This is a genomic window from Dyadobacter linearis (genome assembly GCF_907165045.1).
GTDB lineage: Bacteria > Bacteroidota > Bacteroidia > Cytophagales > Spirosomataceae > Dyadobacter > Dyadobacter linearis.
In genome coordinates, this window is record NZ_CAJRAU010000002.1 from 544,516 (window position 1) to 558,417 (window position 13,902).

The 13,902-nt window shown below is 44.7% G+C and carries 12 protein-coding genes; 7 read left to right on the forward strand and 5 right to left on the reverse strand.

Annotation, left to right across the window (positions count from 1 at the left end; all coding sequences use genetic code 11):
- The first annotated feature begins 17 nt into the window (after positions 1–17).
- Positions 18–329, forward strand: coding sequence for a helix-turn-helix transcriptional regulator (locus KOD92_RS08410; RefSeq protein WP_215233099.1), 312 nt, complete (start codon positions 18–20; stop codon positions 327–329).
- Positions 330–344: 15 nt separating this feature from the next.
- Here the strand turns inward: KOD92_RS08410 and KOD92_RS27390 are convergent, their stop codons facing one another.
- The 4 genes from KOD92_RS27390 to KOD92_RS08425 form a co-directional block, all read right to left on the reverse strand.
- Positions 345–587, reverse strand: a complete 243-nt coding sequence (locus KOD92_RS27390; RefSeq protein WP_229254618.1) for a PDDEXK nuclease domain-containing protein — start codon at positions 585–587, stop codon at positions 345–347.
- On the reverse strand, positions 580–1,401 hold the full coding sequence (locus tag KOD92_RS08415; RefSeq protein WP_229254594.1) for a PDDEXK nuclease domain-containing protein: 822 nt from the start codon (positions 1,399–1,401) through the stop codon (positions 580–582). Before KOD92_RS08415 ends, KOD92_RS27390 begins: the two co-directional genes overlap by 8 nt.
- A gap of 135 nt (positions 1,402–1,536) precedes the next feature.
- Entirely contained in the window at positions 1,537–2,772 is a 1,236-nt protein-coding gene (locus KOD92_RS08420; RefSeq protein WP_215233100.1) for an AbiH family protein, read from the reverse strand.
- A 202-nt stretch (positions 2,773–2,974) separates the two neighbouring features.
- Complete coding sequence (locus KOD92_RS08425; RefSeq protein ID WP_215233101.1) at positions 2,975–3,394, reverse strand: helix-turn-helix domain-containing protein; 420 nt, start codon at positions 3,392–3,394, stop codon at positions 2,975–2,977.
- 434 nt (positions 3,395–3,828) lie between these two features.
- On the opposite strand from KOD92_RS08425, the gene KOD92_RS08430 reads away from it, so the two are divergent.
- From KOD92_RS08430 to KOD92_RS08455, 6 genes are all read left to right on the forward strand, one after another.
- Complete coding sequence (locus KOD92_RS08430) at positions 3,829–4,950, forward strand: glycoside hydrolase family 26 protein (protein WP_215233102.1); 1,122 nt, start codon at positions 3,829–3,831, stop codon at positions 4,948–4,950.
- 42 nt (positions 4,951–4,992) lie between these two features.
- On the forward strand, positions 4,993–6,303 hold the full coding sequence (locus tag KOD92_RS08435) for a serine hydrolase domain-containing protein (RefSeq protein ID WP_215233103.1): 1,311 nt from the start codon (positions 4,993–4,995) through the stop codon (positions 6,301–6,303).
- A gap of 53 nt (positions 6,304–6,356) precedes the next feature.
- Positions 6,357–9,098 (forward strand): PQQ-dependent sugar dehydrogenase, encoded by a 2,742-nt coding sequence (locus KOD92_RS08440; protein ID WP_215233104.1) that lies wholly within the window; start codon positions 6,357–6,359, stop codon positions 9,096–9,098.
- Positions 9,099–9,125: 27 nt separating this feature from the next.
- The gene (locus KOD92_RS08445) at positions 9,126–11,324 is read left to right on the forward strand and encodes an alpha-galactosidase (protein ID WP_215233105.1); all 2,199 of its coding nucleotides are present in this window, start codon (positions 9,126–9,128) and stop codon (positions 11,322–11,324) included.
- A 42-nt stretch (positions 11,325–11,366) separates the two neighbouring features.
- Positions 11,367–12,275, forward strand: coding sequence for an alpha/beta hydrolase (locus KOD92_RS08450; protein WP_215233106.1), 909 nt, complete (start codon positions 11,367–11,369; stop codon positions 12,273–12,275).
- A gap of 91 nt (positions 12,276–12,366) precedes the next feature.
- Positions 12,367–13,179, forward strand: coding sequence for a sulfite exporter TauE/SafE family protein (locus KOD92_RS08455; protein WP_215233107.1), 813 nt, complete (start codon positions 12,367–12,369; stop codon positions 13,177–13,179).
- Positions 13,180–13,207: 28 nt separating this feature from the next.
- On the opposite strand, the gene KOD92_RS08460 is transcribed toward KOD92_RS08455, so the two are convergent.
- On the reverse strand, positions 13,208–13,774 hold the full coding sequence (locus tag KOD92_RS08460; protein ID WP_215233108.1) for a cupin domain-containing protein: 567 nt from the start codon (positions 13,772–13,774) through the stop codon (positions 13,208–13,210).
- Positions 13,775–13,902 lie beyond the last annotated feature (128 nt).

Genomic DNA, 13,902 nt, shown 5'->3' on the forward strand with positions numbered 1-13,902 from the left:
ATTGATTTTGAATGACTATGCAAACGAGAGAAGATATATTACAAAAATTGGAGTCGGTCACAGCTACCGAATCCAGCAAATGGAAAGAGCGCGCAGCCCGCAAAGCCGAAAATCCCAAAGCACTTGAAAAATCGAGGGTTATTGCGATTAATATATTAGCCCAATTGCGAAAACTTGGAATGAGCCAAAAGGACTTGGCGGAGAAATTGCAGGTAACTCCTCAGACTGTTAATTCCTGGGTGAAAGGGAGTAGCAATTTTACGATTGATACGATTGTGCGGATTGAGGAGGTTTTGGGGGTGGAGTTGATTGAGGTTAGGGTGGGGTGATTTTTAATGCAAGAATCAACTCTCGTTGGCAACGTCTTGATTCTTCAAAGCTCCAAGTTCTTTTTCAATTTCTTCAATGGTGGGAAGTTTCCCTTTTAAATTTTCCGGGATTGATTCAGTCAGCTTGTAGGACGAGATACCAATTGGTTTAGTAATATCTTTCAGCGCATACTCAGCTACAACCTTGTCTTTTGACTGACATATCAGTATTCCAATGCTCGGCTGATCTAATTCTGATTTCAGCTTATCGTCAATCACAGACAAATAGAACCGGGTCGCCGGAGCGATTTAATTTCCCTGCATACTCAGGCATGAATTTTCCTCTTTTCAATTCTATTACTACGAACGCATGCAGCTTCACATGATAAAATAGCAGATCAATGAAGAAGTCTTGCTCACCAACTTCCAAGAGATATTGCCTGCCGACGTACGCGAAACCGGCACCTAGTTCCAATAAGAATTTCGTAATGTGGTCAGTTAATGCATCTTCAAGATCTTTTTCATTGTGTTCATCCGTCAGTGACAAAAAATCAAACACATATGGATCTTTTGTAATGTACTTAGCCAAATCCGACATAGCGTCAGGCAATGTCTTGTTGAAGTTGGTGAGCGCATGACCTTTTCTTCGGAAATATCCCGTCTCGATCTGAGCGACCATCACGTCCCGGGACCAACCCTGCGTCGCTGTTTCTTGAATGTAAAAATGCCTTTCCTCCGGCTCTTTGACTTTGGTCAGCAGTGTGATATGATGGTACCATGTAATTTGTGCAAGTGCCGCTTGCACAATTGCCCGGTCAGGATATGCGGTAGCGAATTGGCGCATGTATTTCAGGTTTCTGGGCGAAAGTCCTCGCATATCAGGAAATTCTTTTCGAAGGTCTGAGGCGAGCTGATCGATGATCTTCGCTCCCCAACTTGCAGCCTGCTGCTGCTCAATGATTGTTTTCCCGATTTGCCAGTAAAGCATCAACATTTCTGCATTGGCCGAAAGGGAAGCTTTAAGGCGACTTTGACGGATGGTAACTTTTAGTTCTGCGAGAATTTGCGGGTACTGGTTGGTAGTTAGCTGCATTCAGATTAAGTGTGTTTTTTGAATGCGGTAATTTACAAACGGCGACTGAAAATGTCTTACTATTAGTTGCGTCCTAGGATAAGTGATATGAGCCGGTTGCTATTTGGATGAAATTAATTTAAAGAAAGGGTTACGCTATCCTTTTACAGTATTGGTCTGATCGACCACACGTAGGCGCATTAGCTTTTTATCCTTAAAGCATCGGTAGATGTTTATGTAAATTGACGTGTCTTCTTCATTATACAGATAAGGCTGGATTGATATGCAGTTTTTATGCTCAAACAATGTGTTTAAGAGCGTCCTATCTGTATTGGAGCACGAGTGACCGTAAATAACAATGTCAAATTCATCCGCTTCCGAGAAATCAATGACTTCTCTATAATAGGGACTACGAGTATATAACACAGACTTTATATGCTTCAAAAACTCATTACCAAGTGTTTCGAGAATTGACTGATGTTCATCAAGTTCGTCACCATATCCGAAGATGAGCGAGCTTGGCACCCCATCATCAAGATCACCATGTATATACCTAAGAGAGGTTGTGACCCTGTTAGTGCTATTATACTCTCCATTGCAACTATTTATGGCATTAAAATTTTCGCTCTTAAATAAGTAGTTTTGAATGGTCGAAGTGTAGTTAAAGCTTAGAAATAACACATTTTCTAAGCTGTCCGTTTGGCTGTCCTCAATGTTTGCCTTTTTCTCACTTAATTGTGTAAGACCATATCTGGACATATTTCGGTCACTATCTTTCCAGGTTCTAAGTGGCTTGGTTAACAACGGGAAAAATATTTTTCTATCTAAAACTTTTGGGACCGGTATTTTTTTTAAATAGTCATAGAGCAATTCGATAATTTGCTTCAGGTCTAAATTTAGAGATTCAACAGAGTAGTTAGCTATTATGGGAGCTTCCTTTTGCTTCTTAATATTTATGATATTGACAAGAAGATTTCTATAATCGTTTTCGAACCCTCCCCAAGTTTTACTTTGCAATTCATTAAATGCGTATTCAATCAACTTGTTATGTGAAGATACCTGTGCCTTGTATTTTGAGGAAGTGCGCCACCCAGTTCCTACTTCCTCATGCCCATACATTATAAACACATGTTTTTTCAAAGCTTCCCAAGATTGAAGAGGTTCTGACGTCTCGATAACAATCTTATATAGCTGTGCATTTGGAGGAATGGATTCGGCATCTGCAGTTGTGAAAAAAAATAGAGAGTTTCTGTCAATTATTCGATCATGTTGCTCCGGGTCATTTACTAATGTAATGAAGTCGTTCTGCAGGGAATTGATAAAATCCCTGTAACCCGTAGGAAGACCATGAGCAATGTCAAATCCATTGCCAAGAATGACTATTCGGTTCATTTGGAGCTTTTAAAAGATGTTTGTGAATGCCGCAGAGCGGCTCCCTGTTTATAGAAAAGTAGATGTCAAGTTTGTCGAAAGGCCCCAGCGGGGCCTCCTGATTTATCGCCAATTCACAGGAGGCCCCGCTGGGGCCAAATATTTATGATCATTGATTTTTTCTATAAACAGGTAGCTCCGCCGGAGCTAAGGTTTGCCCTTTTCATTTCCCCCCAATCAACCGCTCCAACCGCCCCATCATCTCATCCTTCTCCTTCAACATTCTCTCATAAAGTGCCATCTTTTCTTCATGAAGTTTTAAGACTGCATCAATAGGATTGTTGTAATTATTGATCAGGGTACTTAGCTGAGAGTTGTCGTTGAAAGTGCTGGAAATTACAGTGATCGCCTGCTGTTCATCAAAATTCCTAATCGCCTCAGCAGGAATTTTCAGAATTGCCGAAACTTGATCCAAAATGTCCGAATCGATCTTTTCCCTCTGTTCGAGCAATGAAATCTTCTGCTGGTTCCATTCTTCGCCGAGCTCGAACGCAAGGAAATCTTGTTTTATCCCGAGCATCTCTCGAAATCTTTTAAGGTTACGGCCTTCGTGGATCTTTGGATTGGAGGTAGTATGTGCCATGTGGAAAGGGTGTTTGGTTAAAAAAAGCAATTTATATAAATCTGCCGGGAAGTGCTCGGATATCTTACGGGCGGCCCGCGTAGGGATCGCAATGTATGTTACCGATCAATTGTGTTGCAAACAGACGCAGTCAGTTATACTGACTCCAAGGGAAAACCCTAAATTTTAAAAAAGTAGGGTTTTCCTTAACCGGTCCGCATGCTGATCTATCCTATTTTTGCAGGAAAAAATTCCATTTTTTACGATCGCCAGCCATTTCTTCATTTAAAGTACTCCTAAGCTAGAAGCTATTTATGAATAGAAAAAACACATTCGGCCTGTTAATAGCTGCATCTTTGAAACTAGCCATAGGCATTTGCGATATTTCATGATCAGCAAGTCTTGACCGCTCTATTTAAAACTTTCAAACAACGTTCCGTACAGCTTTATTTAAAATGAATAAAATAGTAATCGCTTATACTGCACTTTTAATTGCATCATCCTCGCTTTCATGGGCGCAAAAACTAATTGATCCAAAGGCGACACCGGAAACCGTCGCACTTTATAATAATATGCATAAGCTAGCCAAAAAGCATACACTTTTTGGACATCAGGACGCAACAGATTACGGACACGGCTGGCGTGACGAGCCGGGAAGATCGGACGTAAAATCTGTCGTTGGCTCACACCCGGCAGTAATTGGGGTTGACATTGCGCCGCTAACGGGCCGATCTGCGGAATTCACCAAAAAGAGTGAAGACCGTCTAAGAAAGTTGGTCACCGACACCTACGCACGTGGTGGAATTACAACCATATCCTGGCATTTCTCTAACCCGGTATCGGGCGGTGGATTCTATTGGAAGGATTCTGTTTCATTGCCGGCGGTGAAATACATTGTTCCGGGAGGCAAAAACCATGAGGATTACAAACTCATTTTACAGGGTCTGGCTGGCTGGTTCAAAAGTCTGAAAGGTGCCGATGGAGAGGCTATTCCGCTTATTTTCAGACCTTATCATGAGTTTGACGGAGACTGGTTCTGGTGGGGCAAATCACATTGTACTCCGGCAGAGTTCAAGTCATTGTGGCAATTTACGGCGGGTTATCTCAGGGATAGCATGGATGTTCACAACCTGATTTACGCCTTTTCTCCTGACAATAAGTTCAATAGCGTTGCAGAATTCACGGAGCGCTATCCAGGCAACGAATGGGTTGATCTTGTTGGAATGGATAACTACGGAGATATGGGCCGCGATGGCAAGTACAATTTGGATCAGGTGGTAAAAAAACTTAAAATCGTAAATGATTTTGCACTGGAAAATAAGAAACTGGCTGCTATGATCGAGACAGGTCTGGAATCCATTGTAAATCCTGTTTGGTATACCGATGTTTTGCTTAAAGTCTTACAAACCAACAAATTAAATCTCGCCTATGTACTCGTCTGGCGTAACGATACCAAAAGTGAAACGCATTATTACGCACCTTTCCCCGGGCATCCTGCCGTTCCGGATTTTAAGAAGTTTTATGATGACAAATACACACTTTTTGAAGGCGATTTGAAAAATATTTATGGCAGATAGCGCTTTGATGGCTTAGCCCTTATCAATCTAAAATTAAGAGTAATGAAAAAAATCTATTTAAGCATTGCGCTTTTAGCTGCATTCAACAGCACAATAGCGCAGCAAAAATCTCCCGCGCCGCAAACATTAAACTACAAAGCTGACCTCAGAGCTACCGGCACGAGCGAAGACAAAACAAAACGCATTGACTCGCTGCTGCAAAGTTTTATCGATCAGAAAAAGGCGAGTAGCATAGTAGGTTTTGTTGCCAAAGGCGGGAATGTAATTTACAACAAAGCATTTGGGTATAAAGACGTTGAAAACAAGGTTCCGGCCGCTGTGGACGATTACTATATCCTGTTTTCTCAAACCAAAGCAGTGACAACCGTAGCTTTTATGACCTTGGTAGAAAAGGGATTGGTTTCGGTTGATGATCCGGTTTCTAAATATTTCCCCGGGATATCCGATAAAGTAGCCACGGCCATTAAAGAGGATGGAACATTTGAGACAAGGCCGGTGAAAACGCCGATGACATTCGCGCACCTGATGTCGCATTCGTCGGGCATCAGCGCCGGACTGGTGGGAAAGGCACGTCGCGCCGAAATGGAGAACAAAAGTGCCGCTGAAACCTCAGGTACAACGCCACCGGCAGGCCCGGGACAGCGGACCGGCGGCGCTGGCACTTCGAAATATCTCAAAGATGAGATGATCGCGCTGGCAAAATACCCACTGGGTTTCGATCCCGGCAGCGAGTGGAGTTACCATATCAGCACCAATATGCTGGCTTATATGGTGGAGCTTATATCAGGAAAAAGTCTGCGTGAATATGTCAAATCAACGATTTTGGATCCATTGGGCATGACCGAAACAGACTGGTATTATGAGCCCTCGAAAATGAGCCGGTTCGTAAAGGCTTACAGTGACATTGATGGTAAACTGGTGCCGGAATCCAACAAGTATAGCGAGACGACAATCAGTCCGGTACAAACTTATGCGGAGGGAGCTATCGGTCTGAACGGACCTATTGGCGACTATGCCAAATTTTGTCAAATGCTGCTCAATAAAGGTGAGTACAACGGCAAGCGTATCCTTAAACCCGAGACAATTGAGCTGATGACCAAAGTGAACCGCCTTCCTGAGGTGAATTCCGGTGGAAAAGGCTTTCAGTTCGGGCTAGGATTTGAGCTCTACAATGCAGAAAAGAAACCGGTTCCGGAAGTTTCCAACACCGCATTTGCCTGGGGCGGATTGTACGGCACAGATTACATTATCGATCCGGAAAACAATATGATTGTGCTGTTTTACCTGAACATGCCCAAGCACGAGCCGATGTATAAGCCATTTTTGAGCAAAGCCTATCAGCTCTTCAAGTAATATTATTAGCTGTTCAGACTTATATAATTGAAATTTATTTAAGTATTTTCCTAATGTCAAAGTCAGACAATTTCTGCAAAAGATACGCAGTGCTGAAACCTTCACTGCTCTTTTCTGCATTGCTAAGCTTGCTTTTAACTACTGAAAGTTTACTCGCCCAAACCGCTAAAAAACCGGAAGCTAACCGCTTTACCAAAGTCGTTCTTGCGCAAAGGCTTGAAGAGCCCATGCAGTTTCAGATCCTGAAAGACGGCCGGGTACTTTATGCGGAGCGGAAAGGTAAGTTGAAGGTGTACGATCCGAAATCGCAAGCAATGGAAACGGTGGCTGAGTTTGCCGTGAGTACAAAATATGTAAATAAAGCGGGCGAAGTTACCGAAGGGGAAGATGGCATGCAGGGCGTGATCCTGGATCCGGATTATGAGAAAAACCACTGGATTTACATTTACTATTCGCTGGCTGGCGACGAGGCGAAAAACGTGCTTGTTCGCTACGAGTGGCATGGTAAGGAGTTGTTGGAAAGCTCGCGAAAGGTGGTTTTGGAAGTGCCGGTCCAGCGTGAAGAATGCTGCCACGTAGGCGGAGGCATGCTTTTCGACAAAGATAAAAACCTGTATCTGACGACGGGTGATAACACATTTTCCCGCGCTTCCGATGGTTTTGCTCCGCTGGATGAAAGGCCGGGAGAATCGCCCCGCGATTCCCAGAAGTCATCTCCGAATACGAATGATTTGAGAGGGAAAATCTTGCGCATTCATCCTGAACCCAATGGAAGTTACACCATTCCAAAAGGCAACCTTTTCCCTCAGGGAACACCGCAAACCAAACCTGAGATTTACACGATGGGCAACAGAAACCCGTGGCGGCCAACGATCGATTCGAAAACCGGCTGGCTTTACTGGGGAGAAGTAGGCCCCGATGGTTCCCGCGATGACCTGGAAAAACGCGGACCGCAATCCTATGATGAATTCAACCGCGCCAAAGGACCTGGATTTTACGGATGGCCATATTTTGTTGCCAATAACAAGGCTTATGTGAAATATGACTTCGCTACCAAAGTTTCCGGCGCGCCTTTTGACCCTGCCCATCCGGTCAACAATTCTCCCAACAGCACTGGTTTAAAGGAGCTTCCGGCTGCGCAGCCTGCTTTTATCTGGTATTCAAAAGCGCAAAGCCAGGAGTTCCCGCTCATGGAAAGTGGCGGTAACAGCGCAGTAGGCGGCCCGGTTTTCAGAAAAGATGATTTCAAAAATGCATCGCGACTATTTCCAGCATATTACGAAGGCAAATGGTTCATCACCGACTGGGTTAGGGGATGGATCAATGTAGTAGAAATGGATGAAAACGGCGAATACCAATCCATGGAGCGCTTCCTTCCTGATTTGAAATTAAAGGGGCCGATCGATATGAAATTCGGGCCTGACGGTGATCTGTATGTGCTCGAATATGGAAATGGATATTTCAAAGATAACCCGGAAGCAGAACTGATCAGGATCGAGTACAACAGCGGAAACAGAAAGCCATTGGTAGAAGCATCAGCCAGCAAAACGGCGGGCGCGCTTCCCATGCAAGTCACGCTGTCATCGGAAGGCACCAAAGATTTTGATGAAGACGACGCGCTGCAATATGAATGGGTTGTCAGCAAAAACAAAGCCGTTTTCAAGACGCTGAAAGAGGCTAATCCGTCGATCACTTTTACCACGCCGGGCACTTATCAGGCAACATTGACGGTAACAGATAAAGCGGGAGAAAAAAATACAAAATCGGTTGAAATTAAGGCTGGCAACGAACCGCCGGTGGTTGAATTTAAGATAACCAAAGGAAATTCCACCTTCTATTTTCCTGGAAAAAGCATCGACTATGAGGTGCGTGTGAGCGATAAGGAAGACGGCAGTCTTGCGAACAAGAAGATCGCGCCTTCCCAGGTTTCTGTCAGTACGAACTATCTTTCCGAGGGTTTTAACTTAACTCGCATCGCGCAAAAACAAATGAGCGTGGATGCTTCGGCGCAATACGCAACAGCCATTTCACTGATCAATAATGGCGATTGCAAGGCTTGTCATGCCATTAAAGAAAAGGTGCTGGGGCCATCTTTTACGGCTATATCTGCCAAATACAAGGGTGATCCCGCCGCCGTAGCAGGTTTGTCCAAGAAGATATTGAATGGTGGTTCGGGCGTTTGGGGAGATGCATTCATGCCCGCGCACCCGACCATGGCGGAAAGCGATGTGAAAGGGATTGTCCGCTACATTATGAGCTTGTCGGACGCGCCGAAACCAGCCAAAACATTGCCTGTGAAAGGCACTTATACAACCGTTGTTCCCAAGGGCGATATGGAAGGCAGCTTCATATTCCGCGCTGCATATGCCGATCGGGGCACCAAAACAGCGTCCTCGCAATCCTCGGAAGCAACGCTTGTCCTTCGAAATCCAGTGGTCCCGGTCACATTGGCCGATCAGGTTAAAGATATCAGTTTCAACAATGACAGTACTATGGCATTTGTTAGAAATTCCGGCGCATCGTTCAGGTTTAAGGGCACTGATCTGACGGGCATCAAGCACATTGAAATCGTCCGGGCATCCGGGCGGAATGCGCCGACAACTCCCTCTGGAACCATAGAGGCGCATTCAGGCAGCGCCGATGGAGTTCTTTTAGGAAAATTTTCGGGTGAATACAGTGATAAAATGATTCTTGACATTGCTGCCGGTGCGGCTTCTGGTGTAAAAGATGTTTATTTTGTCTTTACAGGAGCGCCGATCCGAATCAAAGCTGTTCGTTTCGGCGCAGGCGATTAAAATCAATCCATATCAAATAGTATAGTTGTGTATAAGCATATTTTCAACAGCGTTTTACTGGCGGTAACCGCAGCCAGCTCTTTTGCCCAGAATGCGCCAACCATTATCCCGATTGAAACCAGACAGAATGTGCTGGTGCTGCAAACAGACAAGGATAATCATCTTGAAATAACCTATTTCGGAAAGAAATTAAGTCAGCCCGCAGAGTACAAACTCATCCCATCGCAGAGCCGTCAACGGGACGGAAATGCGGGGATTTACAACTCGGCTTATACGCCTGCTGGAACCTGGAATGTCTCAGAGCCCGCCCTGCAATTGACGCATGGCGACGGAAATAAATCATTGGATCTTGTATATGTAAGCCACAACATGGCGAAGGAAAACGACAATGTTAGTCTTACAAGCATTGTTCTGAAAGATCCGGTGTATGCGGTGGAAGTGACACTTTTTTACAAAACCTATTTCCAAGAAAATGTCGTGGAGCAATGGAGTGTGATCAAAAGTGAAGAGAAGAAACCCGTTACGCTTCAAAAATACGCCTCCGCCAATCTCTATTTCATTGCAAAAGATTATTATCTGACGCATTACAATGGCACCTGGGCAAAAGAAATGAACCCGGAAGAAGAGCAATTGACTGCTGGAATCCGGGTGCTGGATTCTAAATTGGGAACGCGCGCCAATCTTTATCAGCCACCGAGTTTCTCCTTGTCTTTTGATAAACCGGCAACAGAAACGGAGGGGAAAGTTTTGCTGGGAACATTAGCCTGGTCAGGCAATTTCAAAATGGAATTTGAGGTGGATTCGTATCATAATCTGCGCTTAATCGCGGGTATAAATCCTTATTCCTCAGAATATCCGCTCGCCTCGAAACAGGAATTTAAAACACCTTCTTTTATCTACACATTCTCAGAAAACGGAAAAGGAGAAGCCAGCCGCAACCTGCATAACTGGGCCCGAAAATATCGGATTCTCGATGGGGAAGGCACCAGAATGACGCTTCTGAACAATTGGGAGGCCACTTATTTTGATTTTAATGAAAGTAAACTTTCTGAGCTTTTCAAAGATGGCAAGAAGCTGGGCGTCGATCTGTTTTTATTGGACGACGGCTGGTTTGCCAACAAATATCCAAGAAATGGCGACGGGGCGGGCTTGGGAGATTGGCAGGAAAATGTAAAGAAATTGCCAAACGGGATCGGTTATCTGGTGAAGGAAGCGCAGAAAACCGGAATCAAATTCGGGATCTGGGTGGAGCCGGAAATGGTAAATCCAAAGAGTGAGTTGTATGAAAAACATCCGGACTGGGTGATCAAACAACCGCAGCGGCCCGAACATTACATGCGCAACCAGCTTCCGCTGGATTTGTCAAACCCGGAAGTTCAGGATTTTGTCTATGGCATTCTGGATAAGCTTTTTACCGAAAATCCGGAGATCGCCTACATCAAATGGGACTGCAACGCAACCACATTCAACCCTTACTCGGCTTACCTCGAAAAAAGCAAGCAAAGTCAGGGCAAGCTTTATGTGGATTATGTAAAAGGATTGTATAAAGTGTTGGAAAAGCTGCGTGCAAAATATCCGAAAGTGCCCATGATGCTTTGCTCGGGCGGCGGTGGCCGGGTCGATTATGAAGCGCTGAAATATTTCACAGAATTCTGGCCCAGCGACAACACCGATCCTTTGGAGCGCGTGTTCATGCAATGGGAATATTCCTACTTTTTTCCCTCGATCGCGCAAAGCGCACACGTAACGGATTGGGGAAAACAGCCTTTGAAATTCCGCACGGATGTGGCCATGATGGGCCGGCTAGGTTATGACATTGTGGTAAGTCATTTGGATGAAAAAGATCTGCAATTCAGCCAACAGGCCGTTGTTAATTATAATGCGGTGAAAGATGTCATTTTCCAGGGCGATCTTTCCCGGTTGGTTGATCCTAAGAAAAACGATTACGCTGCGTTGATGTACGCGGCGAAAAACAAATCCAAAGCCATTCTATTCTCCTATTTGGTCGGAAACAGAAATGGCGACGGCTCGGATACGCCGATCCGGCTGGAAGGTTTGGATGCAGCAAAAAACTATAAAGTGAGAGAATTGAATCTCTATCCTGGGACCAAATCTGCCATCAAAGAAGATCAGGTTTATTCAGGAGAATATTTGATGACGGCCGGGTTTAATCCGGTTGTGAATGCGAGAAGAACGAGTGTAGTGTTGGAGATTGAGGCGATGTAGGGTGCTGTTTTTTGAAGAGTTTATGATCATAAATCTTGCGCTATGAACCTGAAATACTTATCGATAACGCTTTTGAGCCTCGGTCTTTCGCTTACCCTGCGATTTACCGCTGATGCCCAAACATCCGAAGAAAAACCGCTATGGCCATCGGGTATCACAGACAATCCCGTGAAATATGCTACTGGCGAAGAGGTGGTAAATTTCGATGTAAATCCCCAGTCGCTTTCAAAAAAGAACCGCGTCTTTCGCAAAGTGTCCGTTCCAAATTACGTCCTGCATTTACCACCGCCGGGAAAGGAAACGGGCGTTGCGGTTGTGATATGTCCCGGAGGCGGTTTTGTAGATAATTGGTTCGATCGGGAAGGAACAGACCTTGCGCTTTGGCTGAAAGAACGGGGCGTGGCATCGATGGTGTTGAAGTATCGCCTGAATACCAGGGATAGCACCAAAAATTTTGTAATTCCCAGAGAAACCTATTTCGCAGCTGCATTCGATGACGCAAAGCAGGCCATTATCACTTTGCGAAAAGATGCATCTAAACTGAAGATTGATCCCAATAAAATTGGCATAGCAGGTTTTTCGGCTGGCGGAACATTGGCGGTAGAACTCGCCGCAACCGACGAAATAAATAAAGAACCAGGCAAGGTTAGCTGGAAACCCAATTTCGCAGGTCTTTTTTATGCCGCATTTCTTAAAACCTACACGGTTCGAAAGGAAAGTTGTCCCCCGGTTTTTCTCATCAATGCCCACGACGATAAGCTGACAACAGCCGCCAAATGTGTTGATTTTTATTCATCATTGCTGAAAGCAGAAATTCCGGCCGAAATGCATATTTACAACAAAGGCTCTCATGGATTTGCAATGGATTTTACAAAAGGAGAAACCCTTAAATACTGGCCTGAAAGCTTTTTAGGGTGGTTAACGGACATTGGAATGGTTCAGAAAAAGTAGGCACTCATTAGAAGCAGCGCAAAACTTAAATCAGATATTCCGGTGCGAAAACGATATGAACTGGCTTTTTAGACGCTAAATTGCGTCCATCATGGATCTAAGTTCTTTCACCACAGATTATTCGTTTGCCTTGCTCGTCGCATTAAGCTCACTGGCTTTTGTTGCCGGGTTTATTGACGCTGTGGTAGGAGGGGGCGGGCTGATACAGATCCCAGCGCTCCTGATCGCATTTCCGGATAAGGCTGTTGCGACCCTTTTCGGCACCAACAAGATCGCGGCTATTTCCGGAACATCTGTGGCCGCTTACAATTATAGCAAGCGGATTAGGTTTGACTATCGTCTCCTCATCGTCGTTAGTCTGGCTGCTTTTACGGCCTCTTTTCTAGGCGCCAAAGTGGTAAGCATGGTCAGGGCAGAAGTTTTACGACCGGTGATTTTGATCATTTTGGTTATAATGCTGATTTACGTTTACACAAATAAAAACCTCGGAGCAGCACAAAACAAGGGACTTCCTTTGGCTAAACAGTTGGTGCTGGGCTCTTTGATCGGTCTGGTAGTTGGCTTTTATGACGGATTCTTTGGCCCGGGAACAGGAAGTTTTCTGATCCTGGGTTTTGTTGTTTTGCTACGGTTCGATTTCGTAACAGCTTCGGGATATGCAAAGCTCATTAATTGTGTCACTAATATTTCGGCATTGCTTGTTTTTATACGGAATGGGAATTTCCTGTTAGGCATCGGCATCACAATGGCTGTTTTTAACATTGCCGGCAACATTATCGGCAGCAGAATGGCATTGCGCGAAGGAAATGGATTCGTCCGGAAAATATTTCTGGTCGTCGTTTCACTGATGATCCTGCGCTATGGCTATGATGTTTTTCAGCAATTTTTGCCAAATTCTATGTGACATTGATAATGCAATGTAGGGTGCACCATTAATCCAATTTCAATGGTGGCCCTATCACCTTCATTTCGTTTTGTTCAAATATTTTGGCAATTTCCTGTGGCGAAGGATCATGTGTCAGCGCTGCCATTTGCAAGAAAAAATCTTCCAATTTTCCAGCCGGCTGCAAGGTTACCAGCATTTTCCCTTTGGCCGATGCCTGGGTCCAGGCGTGGGGAACTGCCCGCGGCAGAAAGATACTCTCACCGGCAGTCAGGCTAAATCTTTCCTTATCAACAAGAAATTCATACGCGCCTTCAAGCACATAAAAAACTTCATCCTGGCCCGGGTGCACATGCAGCGGCGTTCCGCGGCCCTCACTGAGTGAAGTTTGCTCAAAAATTGCAAAACCACCATTCGTATCACTACCCGAAACCTTAACATCCAATACATTCGCATTGACGCCCTTTAACTGAATGTGCCCATGCTTACGCCCTTCACCAGCCTTCGTTTTAAACACTTTTTCGATCATTCCCCTAAATGCCGCTGCCTTCGCAAATACAATGGCAGGAAGTGAACTAATGACAGCCATACTGCCAATGAATGCGTTTCTTTTCATAGGATAAGGAATGTTGAAAGTTGATTTGTTCAGGTTAAAAGGCATTTGGAAAAGTCAAATGTGCGCATTCCGATAGATGGACGCGTAGCGTTTGCGTTGATTATTTAAGCTGAAATTTTAGAGGAGAA

Bases quoted from the DNA above. Each gene is read 5' to 3' on its own strand.
- KOD92_RS08410 (WP_215233099.1), top strand. From the start codon at position 18: ATGCAAACGAGAGAAGATATATTACAAAAATTGGAGTCGGTCACAGCT.
- KOD92_RS08415 (WP_229254594.1), bottom strand. From the start codon at position 1,401: ATGCAGCTAACTACCAACCAGTACCCGCAAATTCTCGCAGAACTAAAA.
- KOD92_RS08420 (WP_215233100.1), bottom strand. From the start codon at position 2,772: ATGAACCGAATAGTCATTCTTGGCAATGGATTTGACATTGCTCATGGT.
- KOD92_RS08425 (WP_215233101.1), bottom strand. From the start codon at position 3,394: ATGGCACATACTACCTCCAATCCAAAGATCCACGAAGGCCGTAACCTT.
- KOD92_RS08430 (WP_215233102.1), top strand. From the start codon at position 3,829: ATGAATAAAATAGTAATCGCTTATACTGCACTTTTAATTGCATCATCC.
- KOD92_RS08435 (WP_215233103.1), top strand. From the start codon at position 4,993: ATGAAAAAAATCTATTTAAGCATTGCGCTTTTAGCTGCATTCAACAGC.
- KOD92_RS08440 (WP_215233104.1), top strand. From the start codon at position 6,357: ATGTCAAAGTCAGACAATTTCTGCAAAAGATACGCAGTGCTGAAACCT.
- KOD92_RS08450 (WP_215233106.1), top strand. From the start codon at position 11,367: ATGAACCTGAAATACTTATCGATAACGCTTTTGAGCCTCGGTCTTTCG.
- KOD92_RS08455 (WP_215233107.1), top strand. From the start codon at position 12,367: ATGGATCTAAGTTCTTTCACCACAGATTATTCGTTTGCCTTGCTCGTC.
- KOD92_RS08460 (WP_215233108.1), bottom strand. From the start codon at position 13,774: ATGAAAAGAAACGCATTCATTGGCAGTATGGCTGTCATTAGTTCACTT.